We start from the raw sequence: 22698 nt of genomic DNA on the forward strand, positions 1-22698 counted from the left end.
TGCTGGCCGTTTGGCCGACTGTCGGCCGCGCGCGTCGCTTTGCAGAATCAGGTCTCGGAAGCGCGGCGTGGGCCGCGACGATCTCGGGAGGCTGGGATGGCAGGACGATGGGTGGCGCGGTTTGCGCAGGGCAGGCACCGGTCGACGGGAATCGACGTCGGTGCGCACGAAGTGAGGGTGGCCGTGCTGAGCCGGCGCGGCAGGGAAGCGGAGGTGCGCGTCGAGGGGCTCGAGCGGGAACCGGTCGGACTGGCGGGCGGGCCGGAGGACGCGCGTTGGGCGGCGGTCGCGCGGTCGCTGGCGGCGGCCGTGGCGCGGCTGGCGGCGTCCGGCGTGCAGTGCGACGCGCGCGGCGTGATGGCGCTGCACGATGACGAGATGCGCACCGCGACGCTCGATCTGGCCGGGCGCGGCGACATCCCGGATGCCGCGCGGCAGGCCGCCGAGCGCATCTCGGGGCTCGCGCCGGACAGTCTCGCGTTCGACTGGCGGCACTACGGCGGCGCGCAGTCCGGCGAGATCGCGGTGGCGGTGGCGCCGCTGGCGCTGCTCGAGCGGCGAATCGACGTGGCCGCGCAGGCCGGTATCGACCTGACGGTGATCGACGGCGAGTCGGCCGCCGTGCTGCGCGCGCTGCGCTATGCCGCACGGTTCGAACTCGATGCGCAGGGCGCCTATGCCGTGCTCTGGTTCTGCGACGCGGGCGTGCGCGGTTGGCGGATCGAGGGCCCGTCGGCGATTCCGGTGCTCACCCTGTCCGGCACGTTGCCGGAGGCACTTCCCGATGCGCTGCGTCGGCGCGTGCTGGGGGCCGTGGGTTGCGTACTCGTCGCCGGGGACGCGCGATGTATCGCCCGCTTCGATACGTCGATCGCCGAGATCGGCGATGTGCTCGGCACGGCGGTGATCCCGTTCGACTGCACGGGCTGGGACGGCCAGCCGTGCGCGTGCGCCGCCATGCCGGGCGGCCCGGCGTTTGCCGTCGCGTTCGGGCTGGCCTTGCGTGGGGTGCGGGAATGACGGCCGGTCACCTGGCGGCAAACGGGGACGCCGCGGCTGCGGCCCAGCAGGCCGTACAGGCGGTACTCGGCGACTTCAACCTGCTGCCGTACCGCGAGCGGCTGGCGCACGCGTTGCGGCGTCGGCGGGCCATGCAGTGCGGTGTCGCGATCCTGCTCGGCGTGCTCGGCGCCGGCCTGTGGACAGGCGCTGCCGTGTTGTCGCGGTGGCGGGTGGACGCCGAGCGCGCCGGCGTGGAGGCACGGCTGCGGCAGGTGCAGCCGCAGGTGGCCGTTGCGACGCGCGCGGCTGACGCAGCCGCCGCCGTCGCGCGGCGCGAAGCGCAGGCGACTGCGCTGGCCGCACCTTACCGGCGCGTGGCAGGGTTGCTGGCGACCCTGAAGCAGGTGCGCGCCGATCATATCCGGCTCGACGCGCTGCGCATGACGACGACCGGCGCCGTGCTCGAGGCGCGCGCCGCGAGTTACCGGGCGGCTGCGCGGTGGCTCGCCGCGATGGCGCGCGAGCAGCGCGACTGGCGGATCGATATAGACACGTTGAAGTCTGCGTCGGATGCGCCGGCTTCGACGGCCGGGATGCCGTTCCGGTTCTCCGTGCAGTTGCGCTGGCACGACGCGACGTCGTCGCGGACGGTGTCGGGAGGTGGCGCATGACGGCGCTCGCGCATCGGCCGGCGCTGTGCGCCGGTGCCGGGACGGGCCGCATGCCGCGCGTGTCGGCGGGCGCCGCGCATGCCGCGGGTTGCGTGCTGGCGTTCGCGGTCGTGCTGGCGAGCGGCATTCATCTGGCGAATGCGGCCGACTGGAGCGGGCTGGCACATAGTCGCGCGTTGCTCGCCGCCGCGCAGGCGCGCGCTGCCGACGCGCAGCGCGTGCTGGCTTCCGCCGGACAACGACGCGACGGACATCCTGCGTCAATGCGTGACGATCGCTTGCCACCTAAGCCGGAATGGGCCGCGCTGATGCTGGCGCTGGTCGATCTCGCCGCGTCGAGCGGGTTGCGCGGCGTATCGATCGAACCGCAGCGCGCCGATGGCGCGGCACCGGACGGCCGACGCACCGTGCACATCGTCGCGGACGGCGGCTTTCACGCATTGCTGCATATGGTTGGCGGGCTGGCGCGCTTCCCGGTGCTGGCGGTACCGTCGGCGCTGCGTATCGAGCGCGGCATGTCGGCGGCGCGGGTGGACATGTCGGTCGACGTGTTTCCGGCGCTGCCGGCGACAACGGCCGCGGCGGCCAACGTGCCGGTTCGCGCCGCTGCGCCCGCCGCCGATCCGTTCGACGAGGCGGGCCCGGCCGAAGCGCCGGGGCGCGCAGCCCGCCTTGCCGGCACGATTCGCAACGCGCGTACCGGTCTCGCGTTGTTCGACGACGGTGACGGCGTGTTCACGGTCGTCGCACCTGGCGAGGTGCTGGGGGCCGCGCGCGTGGTGCGGGTCGAGCGCGCGGCCGTGACGCTTGCGACGGCGGACGGATCGCAGCGGCTTGTTCTTGACGACGGAGGCCGGCCATGACGACGCAAGGCTGTTGGGTACTCGCCATCTGGGCCGGCGTGACGGCGGCCGGCGCAAGCGCGTCGTTGCCGCCGCTGCCGGCGGTCTGGCCGGCCGGAGCCGCGGATGTGTCCGTGCCGAGCCCGCCGCCGCGTGTGGCCGACAGCGTGGGCAGCGCGGTAGCGGAGGACGCCGGCCCGCCGCCGTTCGATCAGGCGGCGCGCACGGCGCTGCAGACGGAAACCGCCGCACCGCCCCCCGCGCTGGAGGGGCCGCCGATCCCGCTGGCGCCGCCGGCCCGGATGAGCGACGCCGCGGCACGGCAACCCGGCGATGCGGACGACGCGCGGCGGATCTCGCTGAATCTGCAGGGCGTCGGGCTCGCGGCTGCATTCGACGCGATCGCGCGGTTCACGGGGCTCAATATCGTCGTCGGCGAACAGGTGCGCGGCACGGTCACGTTACGTCTGAACAATGTCGGCTGGCGTGACGCGTTCGACACGCTGCTCGATACGCACGGGCTCGCGATGTCCCGGCGCGGCAACGTGATCTGGGTCACACCGGCCGCCGAGCTGGCAGCGCGCGAACGCGAGCGCTTCGACATGCATGCGCGGGCCGCCGATCTGGAGCCGCTCGCGAGCCGTACGTTCTCGCTGCACTATCCGCGCGCGCAGGACGTGCAGCGGCTGCTGGCCGGTGCGACGGGCCAGCGCCTGCTGTCGAAGCGCGGCGCCGCGGCGGCCGATCCGCGCACGAACCTGCTGTTCGTGACCGATCTCGCGCCGCGCATCGTGCAGATCGCGGAACTGATCGACGCGATCGACCGGCCGTCGCGGCAGGTCCGGATCGAGGCCCGCATCGTCGAAGGCGAGCAGGGTTTCTCGCGCAACCTCGGCGCACGCGTCGCGCTGCGTGCGCAGGGACGGCCGTCATCGGGCGAGGGTGCGTCCTTCACGGCGGATGCGCGTAACGCGCTGGATCTCGCCGCGCGCCCGCTCGGCGGCTTCGACGCGGCGACCGCCGGCTTCACGCTGTTCGCCGCGCCGCTCAGCCGCGTACTCGACATCGAGTTGAGCGCGCTGGAGGCACAGGGCCGGGGCCAGATCGTTTCGCGTCCGCGGGTGGTGACGGCCGACCGCGTGAAGGCCATCGTCGAGCAGGGCTCCGAGCTGCCGTACCAGGCGAAGGTCGGCAACGGCATGAGCGGCGTGCAATTCCGCCGCGCGACGCTGAAGCTGGAGGTCGAGCCGCAGATCACGCCGGACGGGCGCGTGGTGCTCGATCTCGACGTGACGAAGGACAGCGTCGGCGAGCCGACCGCGGCGGGCCCCGCGATCCATACGAAGCACGTGCAGACGCGTGTCGAGGTCGAGAATGGCGGGACGGTCGCGATCGGCGGCATCTATGAACAACTGAACCGGAACGATGTGACGCGGGTGCCGCTCTTGGGCAAAATACCGTTTCTGGGCGCGCTTTTCCGGCACCGCGTGCAGCGCGACCAGCGCAACGAGCTCGTCGTCTTCATCACGCCGACCGTCGTCGATGCGCGTTGCGGCGCACCCGGCGCGGGCGACGCGGATGCCGAGAAAACGGGGCCGGAAGCCGCCGGCGCAGGCTCGACAAGGCAGCCGCTTTGCCAGTAAGCTGCGCCACACACCAGCAAGATTGAAGCAGAGGAAGCCGTTGCAAGCGCGGGACCCACATGCAAACGTATTTTTCGTCGGCCTTATGGGAGCGGGTAAGACCACCGTGGGCCGTGCGGTCGCGCGTCGTCTCGACAGGACGTTCTTCGACTCCGACCACGAAATCGAGGCCCGTACGGGCGCGCGCATTCCGGTGATCTTCGAGCTGGAGGGCGAGGCCGGCTTTCGCGATCGCGAAACGCAGGTAATCGCCGAGCTCGCGCAGCGCGAGAACATCGTGCTCGCGACGGGCGGCGGCGCGGTGCTGCGCCCGGAAAATCGCGACAGCCTGAAAAGCCACGGCATCGTCGTCTACCTGCGCGCCAATCCGCACGATCTGTGGCTGCGCACGCGCAAGGACAAGAACCGCCCGCTGTTGCAGACCGAGGATCCGAAGGGGCGTCTCGAAGCGCTGTACGAAGTGCGTGACCCGCTGTACCGCGAATGCGCGGATTTCGTCATCGAGACCGGCCGTCCGTCGGTCAACGGTCTCGTCAACATGGTGTTGATGCAACTCGAACTGGCCGGCGTCATCGCCAAGCCGCTACAAGCATGATTACTGTCAACGTCGATCTGGGCGACCGCGCCTATCCGATTCATATTGGCGCCGGCCTGATCGGCCGCACCGAGCTGTTCTCGCCCCATATCAAGGGTTCGTCCGTCACGATCGTCACGAACACGACGGTCGATCCGCTCTACGGCGACGCGCTGCGCGCGGCGCTCGCGCCGCTCGGCAAGCGCGTGTCGACGGTCGTGCTGCCGGACGGCGAGGCGTACAAGAACTGGGAAACGCTGAACCTGATCTTCGACGGCCTGCTGACGGATCACGCGGACCGCAAGACGACGCTCGTCGCGCTCGGCGGCGGCGTGGTCGGCGACATGACGGGCTTTGCCGCCGCATGCTACATGCGCGGCGTGCCGTTCATCCAGGTGCCGACGACGCTGCTGTCGCAGGTCGATTCGTCGGTCGGCGGCAAGACGGGCATCAACCACCCGCTCGGCAAGAACATGATCGGCGCGTTCTACCAGCCGCAGGCCGTGATCGCCGACATCGGCGCGTTGACGACGCTGCCCGATCGCGAACTGGCGGCCGGCGTCGCCGAAGTCATCAAGACGGGCGCGATCGCCGATGCGGAGTTTTTCGACTGGATCGAGGCGAACGTCGATGCGCTGAACCGTCGCGAGCCCGCTGCGCTCGCGCACGCGGTGAAGCGTTCGTGCGAGATCAAGGCGAGCGTCGTCGCGGCCGACGAGCGCGAAGGCGGCCTGCGCGCGATCCTGAACTTCGGCCACACGTTCGGCCATGCGATCGAGGCCGGGCTCGGCTACGGCGAATGGCTGCACGGCGAGGCGGTCGGCTGCGGGATGGTGATGGCCGGCGACCTGTCGGTGCGGCTCGGCCTCCTCGACGAAGCGTCGCGGCAGCGTCTCGATGCGGTGATCGCGGCCGCGCATCTGCCGACCCGCGGGCCCGCGCTCGGCGACGCGCGCTACATGGACCTGATGCGTGTCGACAAGAAGGCCGAGGCCGGCGCGATCAAGTTCATCCTGCTGAAGCGATTCGGCGATACGCTGATCACGCAGGCGCCGGACGAAGCGGTATTCGCTACACTGGCGCGGACGACCCGCTAACGGCGGCCCGGATTCGCCGGCGCCCCTGACATGGAGGAGACGTGAGCGAGACATCCAGCAGCACACTGCCCGAAGCCGGCCGCGCGTCCGTCGCGCCGGTGGCCGAGCCGCCGACGCTGGCGGCGCTGGAAGCCCATCTCGCTCCGTATGCCGCGCACGCGTCGCAGTCGCGCGGCCGCCGCCATCCGGAAACCCCGCCGGCGGCGCGCACCGAATTCCAGCGCGATCGCGACCGCATCGTCCATTCGACCGCGTTCCGCCGGCTCGAATACAAGACGCAGGTCTTCGTCAATCACGAAGGCGACCTGTTCCGCACCCGCCTCACGCACAGCCTCGAAGTCGCGCAGATCGCGCGCTCGGTCGCGCGCAACCTGCGACTGAACGAGGATCTCGTCGAAGCGATCTCGCTCGCGCACGATCTCGGCCATACGCCGTTCGGCCATGCGGGGCAGGATGCGCTGAACGCGTGCATGCGCGAGCACGGCGGCTTCGAGCACAACCTGCAAAGCCTTGCGGTGGTCGACGAGCTCGAGGAGCACTACGGCGCGTTCAACGGGCTGAACCTGTGCTTCGAGACGCGCGAAGGCATCCTGAAACACTGCTCGCGCGAGAATGCGCGCAAGCTGGGCGCGCTCGGCGAGCGCTTCCTGCAGGGCCGCCAGCCGTCGCTCGAGGCGCAGCTCGCGAACATCGCGGACGAGATCGCCTACAACAACCACGACGTCGACGACGGCCTGCGCTCCGGCCTGATCACGATCGAGCAGCTCGCGGAAGTCGCGCTGTGGCAGCGTCACTATGAAGCGGCGCTGGCCGAATTCCCGCACCTCGAAGGCCGTCGTCTCGTGCACGAGACGGTGCGCCGCATCATCAACACGCTGATCGTCGACCTGATCGACGAGACGACGCGCAATCTCGCCCGCGTCGTGCCCGCGTCGCTCGACGATGTGCGCGCCGCGCCGCCGCTCGTGTCGCACAGCCCCGAGGTTGCCGAGCAGGCAGCGGCCCTCAAGCGCTTCCTCTTCAAGAACCTGTATCGCCACTACAAGGTGATGCGCATGGCGAGCAAGGCTCAACGCGTCGTCACGGGGTTGTTCGACGCGTTCATCGACGATCCGCGCCTGCTGCCGCCGCCGTACCAGTCCGACGACGCGGCGCAGCAGCCGCGTCTCGTCGCGCACTACATCGCCGGCATGACCGACCGCTTCGCGCTGAAGGAATATCAGCGCCTGTTCGTCATCAACGACAACTGACTGTCACAAACGATCACTAGACTTCGCCGGTTCAATGGCGACGGGAATGTTGCACACGCTGTTGGTAACGTTTTCATAGGAGAGGTCGATGAAGAAGAAGCCTGCGGGGACACTGGTTCGTTCGATCGCGCTCGGCGGCGCGCTGATGTTCGGGGTGCAGCACGTGGCGCTCGCCGCGACGGAAATTCAGTTCTGGCATGCGATGGAGGCCGCGCTCGGCGAGCGGGTCAACGCGATCGCCGACCAGTTCAACGCGTCGCAAAGCGACTACAAGATCGTGCCGGTCTTCAAGGGCACCTACGACCAGGCGCTCGCGGCCGGCATCGCGGCCTATCGCAGCGGCAACGCGCCGGCGATCCTGCAGGTCTATGAAGTCGGTACGGCGACGATGATGCAGGCGAAGAAGGCGGTCGTGCCCGTCTACGACGTGTTCAAGCAGGCCGGCGTGACGCTCGACGAAAAGGCGTTCGTGCCGACCATCGCGAGCTACTACAGCGACGCGAAGACGGGCCACCTGGTGTCGATGCCGTTCAACAGCTCGACGCCGGTGCTGTACTACAACAAGGACGCGTTCAAGAAGGCCGGCCTCGATCCGAACCAGCCGCCGAAGACGTGGGCCGACGTGAAGGCCGATGCCGAGAAGCTGCGCAAGTCGGGGATGGCGTGCGGCTTCACGACCGGCTGGCAGGGCTGGATCCAGCTCGAAAACTACAGCGCGTGGCACGGGCTGCCGTTCGCGAGCCGCAACAACGGCTTCGACGGCACTGACGCCGTGCTCGAGTTCAACAAGCCGCAGCAGATCGAACATATCGCCTTCCTCCAGCAGATGGCGAAGGACGGCACGTTCACGTACGCGGGCCGCAAGGATGAAGCGTCGGCGAAGTTCTACAGCGGCGACTGCGGGATCCTGACGACGTCGTCGGGCGCGCTCGCGAACGTGCAGAAGTTCGCGAAGTTCAGCTACGGCACGGGCATGATGCCGTACGACGCGAACGTGAAAGGCGCGCCGCAGAACGCGATCATCGGCGGCGCGAGCCTGTGGGTGCTGGCCGGCAAGGATCCGGCGACCTACAAGGGCGTCGCGAAATTCCTCTCTTACCTGGCTTCGCCGCCCGTCGCCGCGAAGTGGCACCAGGACACGGGCTACCTGCCGGTCACGACCGCCGCGTACGACCTGACGCGCCAGCAGGGCTTCTACGCGAAGAACCCGAGCGCCGAAACCGCGATCAAGCAGATGCTGAACAAGCCGCCGCTGCCGTACACGAAGGGGCTGCGGCTGGGCAACATGCCGCAGATCCGCACGGTCGTCGACGAGGAGTTCGAACAGGTCTGGGCGCAGAAGAAGTCGCCGAAGGACGCGCTCGATTCGGCCGCGTCGCGCGGCGACGAACTGCTGCGCCGCTTCGAGAAGTCGGGCGGCTGAGCACGCATCGCTCCGTGCCGCCGGCGGCGCCGCGCGTCAGCGCGTGCCGTCCGGCGGCGCGATTTCCCTTCCGTTTCGCCTGACCGGACACCCGCGATGCAATCCCGTTCCCGTTTCGGTACGAGCCCGGTGCCGTACCTGCTGATCGCGCCGCAGCTCGCGATCACCGCCGTGTTCTTCCTGTGGCCGGCCGGCGTCGCGCTGTGGCAGTCCACGCAGATGCAGGACGCGTTCGGCACGTCGAGCGAATTCGTCGGCTTCGCGAATTTCACGCACCTGTTCGCCGATCCGCTGTATCTCGATTCGTTCCGCACGACGCTCGTGTTCAGTTCGCTGGTCACGGTGAGCGGGCTCGTCGTGTCGCTGTTGCTGGCCGCATGCGCCGACCGCGTGATTCGCGGCGCGCGCGTGTACCGCACGCTGCTGATCTGGCCGTACGCAGTCGCGCCGACGATCGCGGCCGTGCTGTGGGCGTTCCTGTTCAACCCGAGCATCGGCCTGATCACGTATGCGCTCGCGAAGGGCGGCATCGTCTGGAATCACGCGCTGAACGGCGGCCAGGCGATGTTCCTCGTCGTGCTGGCGTCGGTGTGGAAGCAGGTGAGCTACAACTTCCTGTTCTTCTACGCGGGGCTGCAGGCGATTCCGCGCTCGCTGATCGAGGCGGCGGCGATCGACGGCGCGGGGCCGGTGCGGCGCTTCTTCAACATCGTGCTGCCGCTGCTGTCGCCGACGAGTTTCTTCCTGCTGGTCGTGAACCTCGTCTACGCGTTCTTCGACACTTTCCCGGTGATCGACGCGGCCACCGGCGGCGGCCCGGCGCAGAGCACCAAGACGTTGATCTACAAGATCTTCGCGGAGGGCTTCCAGGGGCTCGACATCGGCAGTTCGGGCGCGCAGTCGGTCGTGCTGATGATCATCGTCGTGGGGCTCACGGTGATCCAGTTCCGCTTCGTCGAGCGCAGGGTGCAATACGCATGATCGAAAATCGCAAGGGCTTCGACCTGTTCTGCCACGCGGTGCTGATCGCGGGTGTCGTGCTGATCGTGTTTCCCGTCTACGTCGCGTTCTGCGCGGCGACGATGAACGCGCAGGAAGTGTTCACGGTGCCGCTGTCGCTCGTGCCGAGCACGCACCTGTTCGAGAACATCGCGTACATCTGGGGGCACGGCAGCGGCGGCACGACGGCGCCGTTCGGCCGGCTGCTCGTGAACAGCTTCGCGATGGCGCTCGGGATCGCGGTCGGCAAGATCGCGGTGTCGATCCTGTCCGCGTACGCGATCGTCTATTTCCGCTTCCCGTTCCGCAATACGGCGTTCTGGCTGATCTTCGTCACGCTGATGCTGCCGGTGGAAGTGCGGATCTTCCCGACCGTGCAGGTCGTGTCGACGCTGCATCTGACGAACACCTACGCGGGGCTGTCGCTGCCGCTGATCGCATCGGCGACCGCGACGTTCCTGTTCCGCCAGTTCTTCATGACGCTGCCCGACGAGCTGATGGACGCGGCGCGCATCGACGGCGCGGGGCCGCTGCGCTTCTTCTGGGACGTCGTGCTGCCGCTGTCGAAGACGAGCATCGCCGCGCTGTTCGTGATCACGTTCATCTATGGCTGGAACCAGTATCTGTGGCCGATCCTGATCACGACGGAAGCATCGCTGTCGACGGCGGTGGTGGGCATCAAGACGATGATCGCGAGCGGCGACGCCGCGACCGAATGGCAATACGTGATGGCGGCGACGCTGCTGGCGATGATCCCGCCGCTCGTCGTCGTGCTGGCGATGCAGCGCTGGTTCGTGCGCGGCCTCGTCGATTCCGAGAAATGAATGACCGACAGTAACCGGGAGAAGGACCAGGTATGGCTGCGCTGAGCTTGAAGGGCGTCAGGAAATCCTACGACGGCAAGCAGCACGTGCTGCATGGCATCGACGTGGAGATCGCCGACGGCGAATTCATCGTGCTGGTCGGCCCGTCGGGCTGCGGCAAGTCGACGTTGCTGCGGATGATCGCGGGGCTCGAGAGCGTGACGGACGGCGAAATCGCGATCGGCGACCGGGTCGTCAACACGCTGGAGCCGAAGGACCGCGACATCGCGATGGTGTTCCAGAACTATGCGCTGTACCCGCACATGACGGTCGCGCAGAACATGGGCTACGGGCTGAAGATCCGCGGGATCGAGCGCGCGACGATCGATGCGCGGGTGGCCGCGGCCGCGAAGATCCTCGAGCTCGAGCCGCTGCTCGCGCGGCGGCCGCGCGAACTGTCGGGCGGACAGCGGCAGCGCGTCGCGATGGGACGCGCGATCGTGCGCGAGCCGTCGGTGTTCCTCTTCGACGAGCCGTTGTCGAACCTCGACGCGAAGCTGCGCGTGCAGATGCGGCTCGAGATCCAGCGGCTGCATGCGCGGCTCGCGACGACGAGCGTGTACGTGACGCACGACCAGATCGAGGCGATGACGCTCGCGCAGCGGGTGATCGTGATGAATCGCGGTTACGCGGAGCAGATCGGCGCGCCGGTCGACGTGTACGAGAAACCGGCGACGGTGTTCGTCGCGGGCTTCATCGGCTCGCCCGCGATGAACCTGATGCACGGCCGGCTGTCGGAAGACGGCGCGACCTTCACGGTCGCGGGCGGCGGCCCCGCGTTGCCGGTCGCCGGCGCGCCCGGCATCGGCCGCGAGATCGCCGCCGGGCGCGACTGGGTGCTCGGCGTGCGGCCCGAACACATGACGCCGCAGCCGGGCGTCGCGCAGGCGACGCTGCCGGTCGACTCGTGCGAGCTGCTCGGCGCGGACAATCTCGCGCACGGCCGCTGGGGCAATCACGACGTCGCGGTGCGCCTGCCGCACGCGGACCGCCCCGCGCGCGGCACGGCGCTGGCGGCTGCGTTGCCCGCGCACCGGCTGCATTTCTTCGATCCCGAAACCGGCAAGCGTGCCGGCTGAAACCGTCCGACTGCCGAGAGACCGACGATGATCACCCACACCGACTGGCCCTATCCGCGCGTCGTCGCCCATCGCGGCGGCGGCACGCTCGCGCCGGAGAACACGTTGGCCGCGCTCGACGAGGGCGCGCGGCGCGGTCACCGGATGGTCGAGTTCGACGCGAAGCTGTCGGCCGACGACGTGACGTTCCTGCTGCACGACGACACGGTCGACCGGACCTCGAACGGCCACGGCGCGGCGGCGGGCATGCGTTATGCGGCGCTGGCCGCGCTCGACGCGGGCGCGTGGCGCGATGCCCGCTTCGCGGGCGAACGGATGCCGACGCTGGAGGCGGCCGCGGCGCGCTGCATCGCGCACGGGCTGGCCGCGAACGTCGAGATCAAGCCGTGCCCGGGGCGCGAGCGCGAAACCGGGCAGCGCGTGGCGGCCGACGCGGCCGCGTACTGGCGCGATGCCGCCGTGGCGCCGCTGCTGTCGTCGTTCTCGTTCGACGCATTGCAGCAGGCGCGGGCGACCGTGCCTGGCCTGCCGCGCGGGATGCTCTACGAAGTCGTGCCGGACGACTGGCATGCGCAGGTGATCGATGCGCTGGACTGCGTATCGTTGCATGCTGACCACAACCGGCTCGACGAACCGCTCGTGCGCGCGATCAAGGCGGCCGGGCTGCGCATCCTGGTTTACACGGTGAACGACCTCGAACGGGCGCGCGAACTCGCGCGCTGGGGCGTCGATGCCGTGTGCACGGATCGCATCGACCTGATCGCGCCCGACGCGCTGGACGACATCGACGCCGTTTGATGGCGCCAGCCACGGTCCCGGCCGCGGCGGCGTCCGGCGAAACCCTTGCTCGGAACGTGCCTGACGCGAAAAAACGACGCCCCGACGGGATTCCCGCCGGGGCGTTTTGCATCGTGGAGACGTTACGCCAGGAAAATTCCGCTACAAATTGCAGCAGGATTAACCATTCCCCAAATATTCGACTACGCTTAGAAGCGATAGCCGACGTTCAGGTACGTGACGATCGGGTTCAGCGAGATCCTCGCCTTCGACGTTTCGGTCAGGGTGCCGACCGGCGTCCGGCGGGCCGTCGTGAAGGTTGCCGTCACCTTGACTGGGACGTACGAGAGCGACAGCCCCGCGAACCAGTGTTTCGTGAAGTTGTACGTGAAGCCGGCGTTGAAGACGGGCGCCCACTGGTTGCTGGTCGTCGCGCTGGTCGGGCCGCCGAGCACGCCGTTCTCGAAGCTGCCGTTCGTGATCTTGGCGCCGGTGAACCAGACGTACGTCGCGCCGACGCCGACATACGGACGGAACTTCGCATTGGCGTCGTTGAAGTGGTAGCGAAGCAACACGGCGGGGCTCCACTGGTACGCACGACCGAGTACGCCGAATCTTTCGAACTGACCCTTGCCGGTAATGTCGAACTTCGGCGGTATCCCCATCACGAGCTCGGTGGAGATATGGTCGGTGATGAAGTAGCCCGTTGCGAGCCCAAGCGTATCGGCGTCGTTGATGCCAGCGCCGGTGTTGGGAATGGATTGGTTGATGGGCGTGCCGCCTACGCGGTAGACGAACAGCGGGTCGCTGCTGTCCTGCGGCGAAAGGTGGAACCACCCGGTGCTGACGTAGAAGTCACCTGCGGATTGTGCATGTGCCGTACCGCCCGCGAATGCGAGCGCTGCAGCCCCCGTAATGGCCAGTTTTCGTTTCATTGTGTCTCCTCCGATCAAAGGCGTGCTCATTATGACGACTGCGTTTAAAACCAAACAAGCTCGTAAGTTAGAGTTTTCTCCCTAGGATTCGCACGACCGTACGCTTACGCGCGCCGCAGGGACAGGCATTCTACGCAGGTGCGCAATTTCGGACCTCCGGGTATTTCCTAACGCGTTCAAACGGACATTCAGCATGGCACGGTTAGCACGACTCTACGTTCCCGACCAGCCGCAGCACGTGATACTGCGCGGCCTGGATCAGCAACCCGCGTTCGTCGACGACCAGGACTACGAACTCTTCATCGATTGCCTGAAGGCCGCCGCACGCGATCACCACCTGTCGGTGCATGCCTACGTGCTGCTGCCGCGCCAGGTGCAACTGCTCGTGACGCCGAGCGACGAGGCCAGCCTGCCCAAGGCGATGCAGGCCGTCGGCCGCCGCTACGTCGCGCATTTCAACCGGCGTTATTCGCGGCGGGGCACCCTGTGGGAAGGCCGCTACCGGGCGACGGTGATCGAAGGCGAGCGCTATTTCCTGCTCGCGAGCCGCGTGGTCGAGATGAGCCCGGTGCGCTCGCAGCTCGTCGCGACGCCCGAAGCCTATCGCTGGTCGAGCTACCGGCATCACGTCGGGCTTACCGTCGACAGCCTGATCACCGACCATCCGCTCTACTGGGCGCTCGGCAACACGCCGTTCGACCGACAGCGTGCGTACAAGGAGCTGTGCGAGCAGCCGCTCGACGAGCGGCAGGCCGACCAGTTGCAGCAGGCGACGTTGAAGGGCTGGGTGCTGGGCGGCGAGAATTACCGCGAATGGGCGGCGCGCACCGCGAACCGGCGCGTCTCGCCGTTGCCGCGCGGACGCCCCAGAAAGGTGCGCGAGAACACGCCGCCGATCCAGCAGTAACGCCGGAAAGGCGGGCCAGAAGCGGCGCTCCGGGCGCCGCTTCTTTTTGCACCAAAACGATACGGCCCCAATAAAATGGCACCACATCAAGGCATTCATTTAATTGGGGTTCGATCAAGCGGTTTTTGTTGCTATTCCCTTGATTCGTCGCGTATATTCCGAATTCCGGTGGCCCGGGCGAAGCTTGCCCAACCACGGTCGGCCGCGCCGTCTCCCGCCGGGAGCGGGATCGATGGCAACAAGAAAACGGTTCAACGGCCTCCAGGCCCCCTTTACGACGGTGTCCCCATGAACGACCACCAGCAGCCGCTCGCCGCGGTGCCCGCCGCACAAGGTCTGTACGACCCGCAAAACGAACACGACGCCTGCGGCGTCGGCTTCGTCGCTCACATCAAGGGCAAGAAGAGTCACGAGATCATTCAGCAGGGTCTGAAGATTCTCGAGAATCTCGACCACCGCGGCGCGGTGGGCGCCGATCCGCTGATGGGCGACGGCGCGGGCATCCTGATCCAGATTCCGGACGCGTTCTATCGCGAGGAAATGGCGAAGCAGGGCGTGGACCTGCCGCCGGCCGGCGAATACGGGGTCGGGATGATCTTCCTGCCGAAGGAGAACGCGTCGCGTCTCGCATGCGAGCAGGAGCTCGAGCGTACGGTGAAGGCCGAAGGCCAGGTCGTGCTCGGCTGGCGCGACGTGCCGGTCGACCATGCGATGCCGATCTCGCCGACGGTCAAGGCGAGCGAGCCGCTGATCCGCCAGATCTTCATCGGCCGCGGCAAGGACATCATGGTGACGGACGCGCTCGAGCGGAAGCTGTACGTGATCCGCAAGACGGCGAGCCACCGCATCCAGGCGCTGAAGCTCAAGCACGGCAAGGAATACTTCGTGCCGTCGATGTCGGCGCGCACGGTCGTCTACAAGGGGCTGCTGCTGGCCGGCCAGGTCGGCGTGTACTACCGCGACCTGCAGGACCCGCGCGTCGTGTCGGCGCTCGCGCTCGTGCACCAGCGCTTCTCGACCAACACGTTCCCGGCATGGGAGCTGGCTCACCCGTACCGGATGATCGCGCACAACGGCGAGATCAACACCGTGAAGGGCAACGTGAACTGGCTGAACGCGCGTACCGGCGCGATCGCGTCGCACGTGCTCGCCGACGACCTGCCGAAGCTGTGGCCGCTGATCTATCCGGGCCAGTCGGATACCGCATCGTTCGACAACTGTCTCGAACTGCTGGTGATGGCCGGCTATCCGCTCGTGCACGCGGTGATGATGATGATCCCGGAAGCGTGGGAACAGCACACGCTGATGGACGAGAACCGCCGCGCGTTCTACGAATACCACGCCGCGATGATGGAGCCGTGGGACGGCCCGGCCGCGATCGCGTTCACCGACGGCCGCCAGATCGGCGCGACGCTCGACCGTAACGGCCTGCGCCCGGCGCGCTACATCGTGACCGACGACGACCTCGTCATCATGGCGTCGGAAGCCGGCACGCTGCCGATCCCCGAATCGAAGATCGTCAAGAAGTGGCGCCTGCAGCCGGGCAAGATGTTCCTGATCGACATGGAGCACGGCCGCATCATCGACGACAAGGAACTGAAGGACAACCTCGCGAACGCGAAGCCGTACAAGAGCTGGATCGACGCGGTGCGCATCAAGCTCGACGAGATCGAGCCGAAGGCCGAGGACGTCGCGGCCGGCCGCACGCAGGGCGCCGCGCTGCTCGACCGCCAGCAGGCGTTCGGCTATACGCAGGAAGACCTGAAGTTCCTGATGGCGCCGATGGCGCAGCAGGGCGAAGAGGCCGTCGGTTCGATGGGCAACGACTCGCCGCTCGCGGTGATGTCGAACAAGAACAAGACGCTCTATCACTACTTCAAGCAGCTGTTCGCGCAGGTCACGAACCCGCCGATCGACCCGATCCGCGAGAACATGGTGATGTCGCTCGTGTCGTTCATCGGCCCGAAGCCGAACCTGCTCGACACGAACAACATCAACCCGCCGATGCGTCTCGAAGTGTCGCAGCCGGTGCTCGACTTCAAGGACATCGCGAAGATCCGCGCGATCGACCAGTACACGGGCGGCAAGTTCAGCGCGTACGAACTGAACATCTGCTATCCGGTCGCCTGGGGCAAGGAAGGCATCGAGGCGCGCCTCGCGTCGCTGTGCGCGGAAGCCGTCGACGCGGTCAAGTCGGGCTACAACATGCTGATCGTGTCGGACCGCAAGACGGACGCGGAGCACGTCGCGATTCCCGCGCTGCTCGCCACGTCGGCGATCCACACGCACCTCGTCCAGCAAGGGCTGCGCACGAGCACGGGCCTCGTCGTCGAGACGGGCTCCGCGCGCGAAACGCACCACTTCGCGCTGCTCGCGGGCTACGGCGCGGAAGCCGTGCACCCGTACCTCGCGATGGAAACGCTCGCGAAGATGGCCGAAGGCCTGCCGGGCGACCTGTCGCCGGAGAAGGCCGTCTACAACTTCACGAAGGCGGTCGGCAAGGGCCTGCAGAAGGTGATGTCGAAGATGGGCATCTCGACGTACATGTCGTACACGGGCGCGCAGATCTTCGAAGCGCTCGGCCTGTCGAGCGACCTCGTCGAGAAGTACTTCAAGGGCACGGCGTCGAAGGTCGGCGGCATCGGCCTGTTCGAAGTCGCGGAAGAGGCGATCCGCCTGCACCGCGATGCGTTCGGCGACAGCCCGGTCCTGCGCGACATGCTCGACGCGGGCGGCGAGTACGCGTACCGCGTGCGCGGCGAAGACCACATGTGGACGCCGGATTCGATCGCGAAGCTGCAGCACGCGACGCGCAGCAACTCGTACCAGACGTACAAGGAATACGCGCACCTGATCAACGACCAGACCAAGCGTCACATGACGTTCCGCGGCCTGTTCGAGTTCAAGGTCGAGCCGACCAAGGCGATCCCGATCGACGACGTCGAGCCGGCGAAGGAGATCGTCAAGCGCTTCGCGACGGGCGCGATGTCGCTCGGTTCGATCAGCACCGAAGCGCACGCGACGCTCGCGGTCGCGATGAACCGGATCGGCGGCAAGTCGAACACCGGTGAAGGCGGCGAGGACCAGAAGCGCTACCGCAACGAACTGCGCGGCATTCCGATCAAGTCGGGCGAGACGCTGAAGTCGGTGATCGGCGACGAGATCGTCAGCGACATTCCGCTGAAGGACGGCGATTCGCTGCGCTCGAAGATCAAGCAGGTCGCGTCGGGCCGCTTCGGCGTCACCGCCGAGTACCTGGCATCGGCCGACCAGATCCAGATCAAGATGGCGCAGGGCGCGAAGCCGGGCGAAGGCGGCCAGCTGCCGGGCCACAAGGTGTCGGAATACATCGGCAAGCTGCGTTACTCGGTGCCGGGCGTCGGCCTGATCTCGCCGCCGCCGCACCACGACATCTACTCGATCGAGGATCTGGCGCAACTGATCCACGACCTGAAGAACGTGAACCCGAGCGCGAGCATCTCCGTGAAGCTCGTGTCGGAAGTTGGCGTGGGCACGGTCGCGGCCGGTGTCGCGAAGGCGAAGGCCGATCACGTGGTGATCGCCGGCCATGACGGCGGCACGGGCGCGTCGCCGCTGTCGTCGGTCAAGCACGCGGGCACGCCGTGGGAGCTCGGCCTCGCCGAAACGCAGCAGACGCTGGTGCTGAACCGCCTGCGCGGCCGCATCCGCGTGCAGGCCGACGGCCAGATGAAGACGGGCCGCGACGTCGTGATCGGCGCGCTGCTCGGCGCGGACGAATTCGGCTTCGCGACGGCGCCGCTCGTCGTCGAAGGCTGCATCATGATGCGCAAGTGCCACCTGAACACGTGCCCGGTCGGCGTCGCGACGCAGGATCCGGTGCTGCGTGCGAAGTTCAAGGGCCAGCCCGAGCACGTCGTGAACTACTTCTTCTTCGTCGCCGAGGAAGTGCGCGAGATCATGGCGCAGCTCGGCATCGCGAAGTTCGACGACCTGATCGGCCGCGCCGATCTGCTCGACACGCGCAAGGGCATCGAGCACTGGAAGGCGAAGGGCCTCGACTTCTCGCGCGTGTTTTACCAGCCGGAAGAGTGCGAGGACGTCGCGCGCCGTCACGTCGACGTGCAGGATCACGGCCTCGAGCGCGCGCTCGACCACGTGCTGATCGAGAAGGCGAAGGCCGCGATCGAGAACGGCGAGCATGTGTCGTTCATCCAGCCGGTGCGCAACGTGAACCGCACCGTCGGCGCGATGCTGTCGGGCGTGATCGCGAAGAAGCACGGCCACGACGGTCTCGCCGACGACGCGGTGCACATCCAGCTGAAGGGCACCGCCGGGCAGAGTTTCGGTGCGTTCCTCGCGAAGGGCGTGACGCTCGACCTCGTCGGCGACGGCAACGACTACGTCGGCAAGGGCCTGTCGGGCGGCCGGATCATCATCCGCCCGACCAACGACTTCCGCGGCAAGTCCGAGGAAAACATCATCTGCGGCAACACGGTGATGTACGGCGCGATCGAAGGCGAAGCCTTCTTCCGCGGCGTGGCTGGCGAGCGTTTCTGCGTGCGCAACTCGGGCGCGACGGCGGTCGTCGAAGGCACGGGCGACCACGGCTGCGAATACATGACGGGCGGCACGGTCGTCGTGCTCGGCGAGACCGGGCGCAACTTCGCGGCCGGCATGTCGGGCGGCCTCGCGTACATCTACGATCCGGAAGGCGCGTTCGCGGCCAAGTGCAACAAGTCGATGGTCGCGCTCGAGCCGGTGCTGCAGCAGGCCGAGCAGGAGCGCACGGTCGACCGCGCGCTCTGGCACGAAGGCACGACGGACGAAGCGCTGCTCAAGGGGCTCGTCGAGCGTCATTTCCAGTTCACGGGTTCGCCGCGCGCGAAGTCGCTGCTGGAAAACTGGGACGCGGCGCGCCGCCAGTTCGTGAAGGTGTTCCCGCACGAATACAAGCGCGCGCTGGGCGAGATCGGTGCGAAGAAGGCGGCGAAGGAAGTGCTGGCCGCCTGAGCGACGAACGACATAGCGAATGCCGCGCGCGCCTGACGGCCGCGCGCGGCTCCCCCACCCGATACACCGAACAGAAGAGCACCTTATGGGCAAGGCAACCGGTTTTCTGGAGTTCGAACGCCGCCACGAGGCGTACGAAGCACCGCTCACGCGCGTGAAGCACTACAAGGAATTCGTCGCGGCGCTGACCGACGCGGACGCGAAGGTCCAGGGCGCGCGCTGCATGGATTGCGGCATCCCGTTCTGTAACAACGGCTGCCCGGTCAACAACATCATCCCGGACTTCAACGATCTCGTTTACCGCCAGGACTGGCAGCAGGCGATCGAAGTCCTGCACTCGACCAACAACTTCCCCGAGTTCACGGGCCGCATCTGCCCGGCGCCGTGCGAGGCGGCGTGCACGCTCGGGATCAACGACGACCCGGTCGGCATCAAGTCGATCGAGCACGCGATCATCGACAAGGCTTGGGGCGAAGGCTGGGTGAAGCCGCTGCCGGCCGAGCACAAGACCGGCAAGAAGGTTGCGGTCGTCGGTTCGGGCCCCGCGGGCCTGGCCGCCGCGCAGCAGCTCGCGCGCGCCGGTCACGACGTGACGGTGTTCGAGAAGAACGATCGCATTGGCGGCCTGCTGCGTTACGGCATTCCCGACTTCAAGCTCGAGAAGTGGCTGATCGACCGCCGCATGCGCCAGATGGAAGCGGAAGGCGTGACGTTCCGCACCAGCGTGTTCATCGGCAACGATCCGTTGCCCGAGTCGATCGGCAGCCTCGCGAAGGAAACCATTTCGCCGGATACGCTGAAGGAAGAATTCGACGCGGTCGTGATCGCCGGCGGTTCGGAAACGCCGCGCGACCTGCCGGTGCCGGGCCGCGAACTCGCGGGCGTTCACTTCGCGATGGACTTCCTGCCGCAGCAGAACCGCGTGAACGCGGGCGACAAGCTGACCGACCAGCTGCTCGCGAAGGGCAAGCACGTGATCGTGATCGGCGGCGGCGATACGGGGTCGGACTGCGTCGGCACGTCGAACCGTCACGGCGCGAAGCAGGTCACGCAGTTCGAGCTGCTGCCGCAGCCGCCGGAAGAGGAAAACAAGCCGCTCGTGTGGCCGTACTGGCCGATCAAGCTGCGCACGTCGTCGTCGCACGAGGAAGGCTGCGAGCGTGACTGGGCGGTCGCGACGAAGCGTCTCGAAGGCAAGAACGGCAAGGTCGAGAAGCTGATCGCGGTGCGCGTCGAGTGGAAGGACGGCAAGATGCAGGAAGTGCCGGGTTCCGAGTTCGAGATGAAGGCCGATCTCGTGCTGCTCGCGATGGGCTTCACGCAGCCGGCCGCGCCGGTGCTCGACGCGTTCGGCGTCGCGAAGGATGCGCGCGGCAATGCGCGCGCGGCGACCGAAGGCGATCGTTCGTACTACACGTCGGTCGACAAGGTGTTCGCGGCAGGCGACATGCGCCGCGGCCAGTCGCTCGTGGTGTGGGCGATCCGCGAAGGCCGCCAGTGCGCGCGCTCGGTCGATGCGTACCTGATGGGGCATTCGGAACTGCCGCGCTGAGCCGAATCGCGCGAGCGGGTTTCGATGACCGCCGGGCGTCCGAGAGGGCGCCCGGTTTTTTTGTGCCCGGGCGGCTGCGTGCTGGCGCAGCCCCATCATTTCCGCCAGGCGTCGCCTAATCTGATCACATCAGGGATTTCATTGACAGGGACTCTGGAATGAACGGCGACCGGCTTCGTGCGTTCGTCGCGCTGATGCCCGATGCGGCGTCGCGCGACGCGCTGCACGCGTTGCCCGTCACGCGTGGCGCGCGGCGCACGCTACCCGCGCAACTGCACATGACGCTCGCGTTCATCGGCGCAATCGAGCGGGAGCGGTGCGACGCACTGGCCGCGCATCTGCCCGCGCTCGCGGCCGCGCATGCGCTGCCGCCGTTGCCGGTCGAGCGGATCGCGTGGTGGCCGAGCCTGCCGCGCGCGCGGCTGATCGTCGCGGAACTCGCGGCCGATGCCGCGTGCGTCGCGCTGAATGCCGGGCTGGTGGCGTTGCTGCGGGAACTCGGCGTGCCGACCGACCGGCGGCCGTTCCGGCCGCACGTGACGCTCGCGCGGCTGCCGCGCGATGCGGTCGGCCAGCCCGCGCACGGCGGCGCGCCGGGGCGGCCCGTCGAGGTGCGCGTCGAAGCGCTGACGCTGTTCGAAAGCCGGCTGTCGCAGGCGGGCGTGTCGCATCGGCCGATCGTGTCGGCGCCGATCGCCGCGGCCGAAGGCCGGTGGACGCCGCGGTAGCGACACGCGCGGACGGCCGCGCGCCATACCGGTCGCGGCCGCGCATCGATCGCATCGACGGTACTACCCCGCCGGCCGCACTACCGGTCGTAGCGCGCGAGCGTCAGCCCGGACAGATCGATCTCCGGTGCGCGCCCGGTGACGAGATCCGCGACCACCTTTCCCGATCCCATCGACATCGCCCAGCCCGTCGAGCCGTGGCCGACGTTGAGCCAGAGGCCGTCGATCCCGCTCGGGCCAAGCAGCGGCGGCCCGTCGGGCGTCATCGGCCGCCGGCCGACCCAGAAACGCGCCGATGCGCGGTCGGCCGCATGCGGGAACCAGTCGTCGAGCACCTTCATCAGCGTGTCGAGCGCCTGCTGCCGCAGCGTTGCGTGGCGGTTGCCGAGCTCCGCGGTGCCCGCGACGCGCAGCGTTGGGCCGAAGCGCGTGATCGCGGTCTTCAGCGATTCATCCATCAGCGCGGCGCACGGCGCCTTTTCGTCGTCGACGACCATGAGCGTGGCCGAGTAGCCCTTCACCGGATACAGCGGCACGTCGATGCCGTGCGGTCGCAGCAGGCCGGCGCTGTCGGCGCCGAGCGCGACGACGATCGCGTCCGCGGCGAGCAGTGCATCGCGTTGAATGGCCGTGCCTGCTTCGAGCGAGTCGATTCGCACGCCGCGCACCTTGCCGCCTGCGACATCCAGCGCTCGAATCGCGGTGCGGAATCGGAACGTCACGCCGTTCGCTTCGCACAGCGCCCGCAGTTCGCGGGTGAAGCGCGCGCAGTCGCCGGCTTCGTCGTCGGGCAGGTAGATGCCGCCGACGGGGGCCTGCCGTGCCCAGCGCAGGCCCGGCTCGATCGCGGTACAGCCGGCCGCGTCCAGTTCGCGGAACGCGATGCCGGCATCGCGCAGCACCTTCAGCGCGGGCTGCGCCATCTCGACGTCGAACGCGCCGCGCAGCAGTTGCAGGTAACCGCGGCTCGCGCCGTAGTCGAATGGATAGCGCTCGCGAAACGCATGCAGGCACGCGCGGCTGTAATACGCGATGCGCTGCATCCGCTGCTTGTTCACGCGGAACCGCCCGAATTCGCATTCGCGCAGCCAGCGCGCGATCCAGCGCCACTGGGCGGCATCGAGCGTCGGCCGGAAGATCAGCGGCGACGCGGGCTTGAACAGGTACCTGAGGATCTTGCCGGGCATCCCGGGCGCGGCCCACGGCGTCACGTAGCCGGGCGCGATCACGCCCGCGTTGCCGAGGCTCGTCGCTTGCGCGACGTCGGCCTCGCGTTCGATCACGGTGACGTCGCAGCCTGCTTCGCGCAGGTGCCACGCGGTGGTGACGCCGATCACGCCGGCGCCGAGAACGATCACGTGCAT

At 68.0% G+C, this 22698-nt stretch carries 18 protein-coding genes; 16 read left to right on the plus strand and 2 right to left on the minus strand.

Translation table 11 applies throughout. The features are described 5' to 3' along the window. Positions 1 to 96: 96 nt before the first annotated feature. From CFB81_RS01575 to ugpQ, 12 genes are all read left to right on the plus strand, one after another. Entirely contained in the window at positions 97 to 1020 is a 924-nt protein-coding gene (locus CFB81_RS01575; RefSeq protein ID WP_089434443.1) for a competence protein ComA, read from the plus strand. Beyond that, entirely contained in the window at positions 1017 to 1673 is a 657-nt protein-coding gene (locus CFB81_RS01580) for a fimbrial protein (protein WP_089434444.1), read from the plus strand. The genes CFB81_RS01575 and CFB81_RS01580 overlap by 4 nt, the downstream gene beginning before the upstream one ends. Continuing rightward, positions 1670 to 2536 carry a pilus assembly protein gene (locus CFB81_RS01585; protein WP_089434445.1) on the plus strand — a complete coding sequence of 289 codons (867 nt, stop codon included), beginning with the start codon at positions 1670 to 1672 and terminating at the stop codon, positions 2534 to 2536. Before CFB81_RS01580 ends, CFB81_RS01585 begins: the two co-directional genes overlap by 4 nt. Further along, positions 2533 to 4158 carry a type IV pilus secretin PilQ gene (gene pilQ, locus CFB81_RS01590; RefSeq protein WP_089434446.1) on the plus strand — a complete coding sequence of 542 codons (1626 nt, stop codon included), beginning with the start codon at positions 2533 to 2535 and terminating at the stop codon, positions 4156 to 4158. The genes CFB81_RS01585 and pilQ overlap by 4 nt, the downstream gene beginning before the upstream one ends. A 40-nt stretch (positions 4159 to 4198) precedes the next feature. Beyond that, a complete protein-coding gene (gene aroK / locus CFB81_RS01595) occupies positions 4199 to 4753 on the plus strand; it encodes a shikimate kinase AroK (protein ID WP_069619412.1) in 555 nt (184 codons plus the stop codon). Next, positions 4750 to 5829: a 3-dehydroquinate synthase gene (gene aroB, locus CFB81_RS01600; protein ID WP_089434447.1), complete on the plus strand. Its 1080-nt coding sequence runs from the start codon at positions 4750 to 4752 to the stop codon at positions 5827 to 5829. Before aroK ends, aroB begins: the two co-directional genes overlap by 4 nt. 41 nt (positions 5830 to 5870) lie before the next feature. Then, on the plus strand, positions 5871 to 7079 hold the full coding sequence (locus CFB81_RS01605; protein WP_089434448.1) for a deoxyguanosinetriphosphate triphosphohydrolase: 1209 nt from the start codon (positions 5871 to 5873) through the stop codon (positions 7077 to 7079). Between the two features lie 88 nt (positions 7080 to 7167). Next, entirely contained in the window at positions 7168 to 8502 is a 1335-nt protein-coding gene (gene ugpB, locus CFB81_RS01610) for a sn-glycerol-3-phosphate ABC transporter substrate-binding protein UgpB (RefSeq protein WP_069619415.1), read from the plus strand. A gap of 96 nt (positions 8503 to 8598) precedes the next feature. After that, the gene (gene ugpA / locus CFB81_RS01615) at positions 8599 to 9483 is read left to right on the plus strand and encodes a sn-glycerol-3-phosphate ABC transporter permease UgpA (RefSeq protein WP_027783324.1); all 885 of its coding nucleotides are present in this window, start codon (positions 8599 to 8601) and stop codon (positions 9481 to 9483) included. After that, a complete protein-coding gene (ugpE, locus tag CFB81_RS01620; RefSeq protein WP_069619416.1) occupies positions 9480 to 10325 on the plus strand; it encodes a sn-glycerol-3-phosphate ABC transporter permease UgpE in 846 nt (281 codons plus the stop codon). The genes ugpA and ugpE overlap by 4 nt, the downstream gene beginning before the upstream one ends. A 32-nt stretch (positions 10326 to 10357) precedes the next feature. Continuing rightward, positions 10358 to 11443 (plus strand): sn-glycerol-3-phosphate import ATP-binding protein UgpC, encoded by a 1086-nt coding sequence (locus CFB81_RS01625; RefSeq protein WP_089434449.1) that lies wholly within the window; start codon positions 10358 to 10360, stop codon positions 11441 to 11443. Between the two features lie 27 nt (positions 11444 to 11470). Further along, positions 11471 to 12241: a glycerophosphodiester phosphodiesterase gene (gene ugpQ, locus CFB81_RS01630; protein ID WP_089434450.1), complete on the plus strand. Its 771-nt coding sequence runs from the start codon at positions 11471 to 11473 to the stop codon at positions 12239 to 12241. 188 nt (positions 12242 to 12429) lie between these two features. On the opposite strand, the gene CFB81_RS01635 is transcribed toward ugpQ, so the two are convergent. Continuing rightward, on the minus strand, positions 12430 to 13155 hold the full coding sequence (locus tag CFB81_RS01635; protein ID WP_069619419.1) for an OmpW family protein: 726 nt from the start codon (positions 13153 to 13155) through the stop codon (positions 12430 to 12432). Between the two features lie 193 nt (positions 13156 to 13348). Between CFB81_RS01635 and CFB81_RS01640 the strand changes: the two genes are divergently transcribed. The 4 genes from CFB81_RS01640 to thpR all read left to right on the plus strand — a co-directional run bounded on the left by CFB81_RS01640 (position 13349) and on the right by thpR (position 21334). Then, entirely contained in the window at positions 13349 to 14062 is a 714-nt protein-coding gene (locus CFB81_RS01640) for a transposase (protein WP_027783329.1), read from the plus strand. Positions 14063 to 14350: 288 nt separating this feature from the next. After that, positions 14351 to 19054 (plus strand): glutamate synthase-related protein, encoded by a 4704-nt coding sequence (locus CFB81_RS01650; protein WP_069619420.1) that lies wholly within the window; start codon positions 14351 to 14353, stop codon positions 19052 to 19054. 85 nt (positions 19055 to 19139) lie between these two features. Continuing rightward, entirely contained in the window at positions 19140 to 20606 is a 1467-nt protein-coding gene (locus tag CFB81_RS01655) for a glutamate synthase subunit beta (protein WP_089434451.1), read from the plus strand. A 158-nt stretch (positions 20607 to 20764) separates the two neighbouring features. Further along, a complete protein-coding gene (thpR, locus tag CFB81_RS01660; protein WP_089434452.1) occupies positions 20765 to 21334 on the plus strand; it encodes an RNA 2',3'-cyclic phosphodiesterase in 570 nt (189 codons plus the stop codon). A gap of 80 nt (positions 21335 to 21414) precedes the next feature. Here thpR and CFB81_RS01665 read toward each other — a convergent pair whose 3' ends face one another. After that, positions 21415 to 22698, minus strand: a complete 1284-nt coding sequence (locus tag CFB81_RS01665; RefSeq protein WP_089434453.1) for a D-amino acid dehydrogenase — start codon at positions 22696 to 22698, stop codon at positions 21415 to 21417.

The organism is Burkholderia sp. AU28863, assembly GCF_002223195.1.
Taxonomy (GTDB): domain Bacteria; phylum Pseudomonadota; class Gammaproteobacteria; order Burkholderiales; family Burkholderiaceae; genus Burkholderia; species Burkholderia sola.

Excerpts from the sequence above, each read along its gene's own strand:
- CFB81_RS01575 (WP_089434443.1), top strand. The coding sequence starts at position 97 with ATGGCAGGACGATGGGTGGCGCGGTTTGCGCAGGGCAGGCACCGGTCG.
- CFB81_RS01580 (WP_089434444.1), top strand. The coding sequence starts at position 1,017 with ATGACGGCCGGTCACCTGGCGGCAAACGGGGACGCCGCGGCTGCGGCC.
- CFB81_RS01585 (WP_089434445.1), top strand. The coding sequence starts at position 1,670 with ATGACGGCGCTCGCGCATCGGCCGGCGCTGTGCGCCGGTGCCGGGACG.
- pilQ (WP_089434446.1), top strand. The coding sequence starts at position 2,533 with ATGACGACGCAAGGCTGTTGGGTACTCGCCATCTGGGCCGGCGTGACG.
- aroB (WP_089434447.1), top strand. The coding sequence starts at position 4,750 with ATGATTACTGTCAACGTCGATCTGGGCGACCGCGCCTATCCGATTCAT.
- ugpB (WP_069619415.1), top strand. The coding sequence starts at position 7,168 with ATGAAGAAGAAGCCTGCGGGGACACTGGTTCGTTCGATCGCGCTCGGC.
- ugpA (WP_027783324.1), top strand. The coding sequence starts at position 8,599 with ATGCAATCCCGTTCCCGTTTCGGTACGAGCCCGGTGCCGTACCTGCTG.
- ugpE (WP_069619416.1), top strand. The coding sequence starts at position 9,480 with ATGATCGAAAATCGCAAGGGCTTCGACCTGTTCTGCCACGCGGTGCTG.
- CFB81_RS01625 (WP_089434449.1), top strand. The coding sequence starts at position 10,358 with ATGGCTGCGCTGAGCTTGAAGGGCGTCAGGAAATCCTACGACGGCAAG.
- ugpQ (WP_089434450.1), top strand. The coding sequence starts at position 11,471 with ATGATCACCCACACCGACTGGCCCTATCCGCGCGTCGTCGCCCATCGC.
- CFB81_RS01635 (WP_069619419.1), bottom strand. The coding sequence starts at position 13,155 with ATGAAACGAAAACTGGCCATTACGGGGGCTGCAGCGCTCGCATTCGCG.
- CFB81_RS01640 (WP_027783329.1), top strand. The coding sequence starts at position 13,349 with ATGGCACGGTTAGCACGACTCTACGTTCCCGACCAGCCGCAGCACGTG.
- CFB81_RS01650 (WP_069619420.1), top strand. The coding sequence starts at position 14,351 with ATGAACGACCACCAGCAGCCGCTCGCCGCGGTGCCCGCCGCACAAGGT.
- CFB81_RS01655 (WP_089434451.1), top strand. The coding sequence starts at position 19,140 with ATGGGCAAGGCAACCGGTTTTCTGGAGTTCGAACGCCGCCACGAGGCG.
- thpR (WP_089434452.1), top strand. The coding sequence starts at position 20,765 with ATGAACGGCGACCGGCTTCGTGCGTTCGTCGCGCTGATGCCCGATGCG.
- CFB81_RS01665 (WP_089434453.1), bottom strand. The coding sequence starts at position 22,698 with ATGCACGTGATCGTTCTCGGCGCCGGCGTGATCGGCGTCACCACCGCG.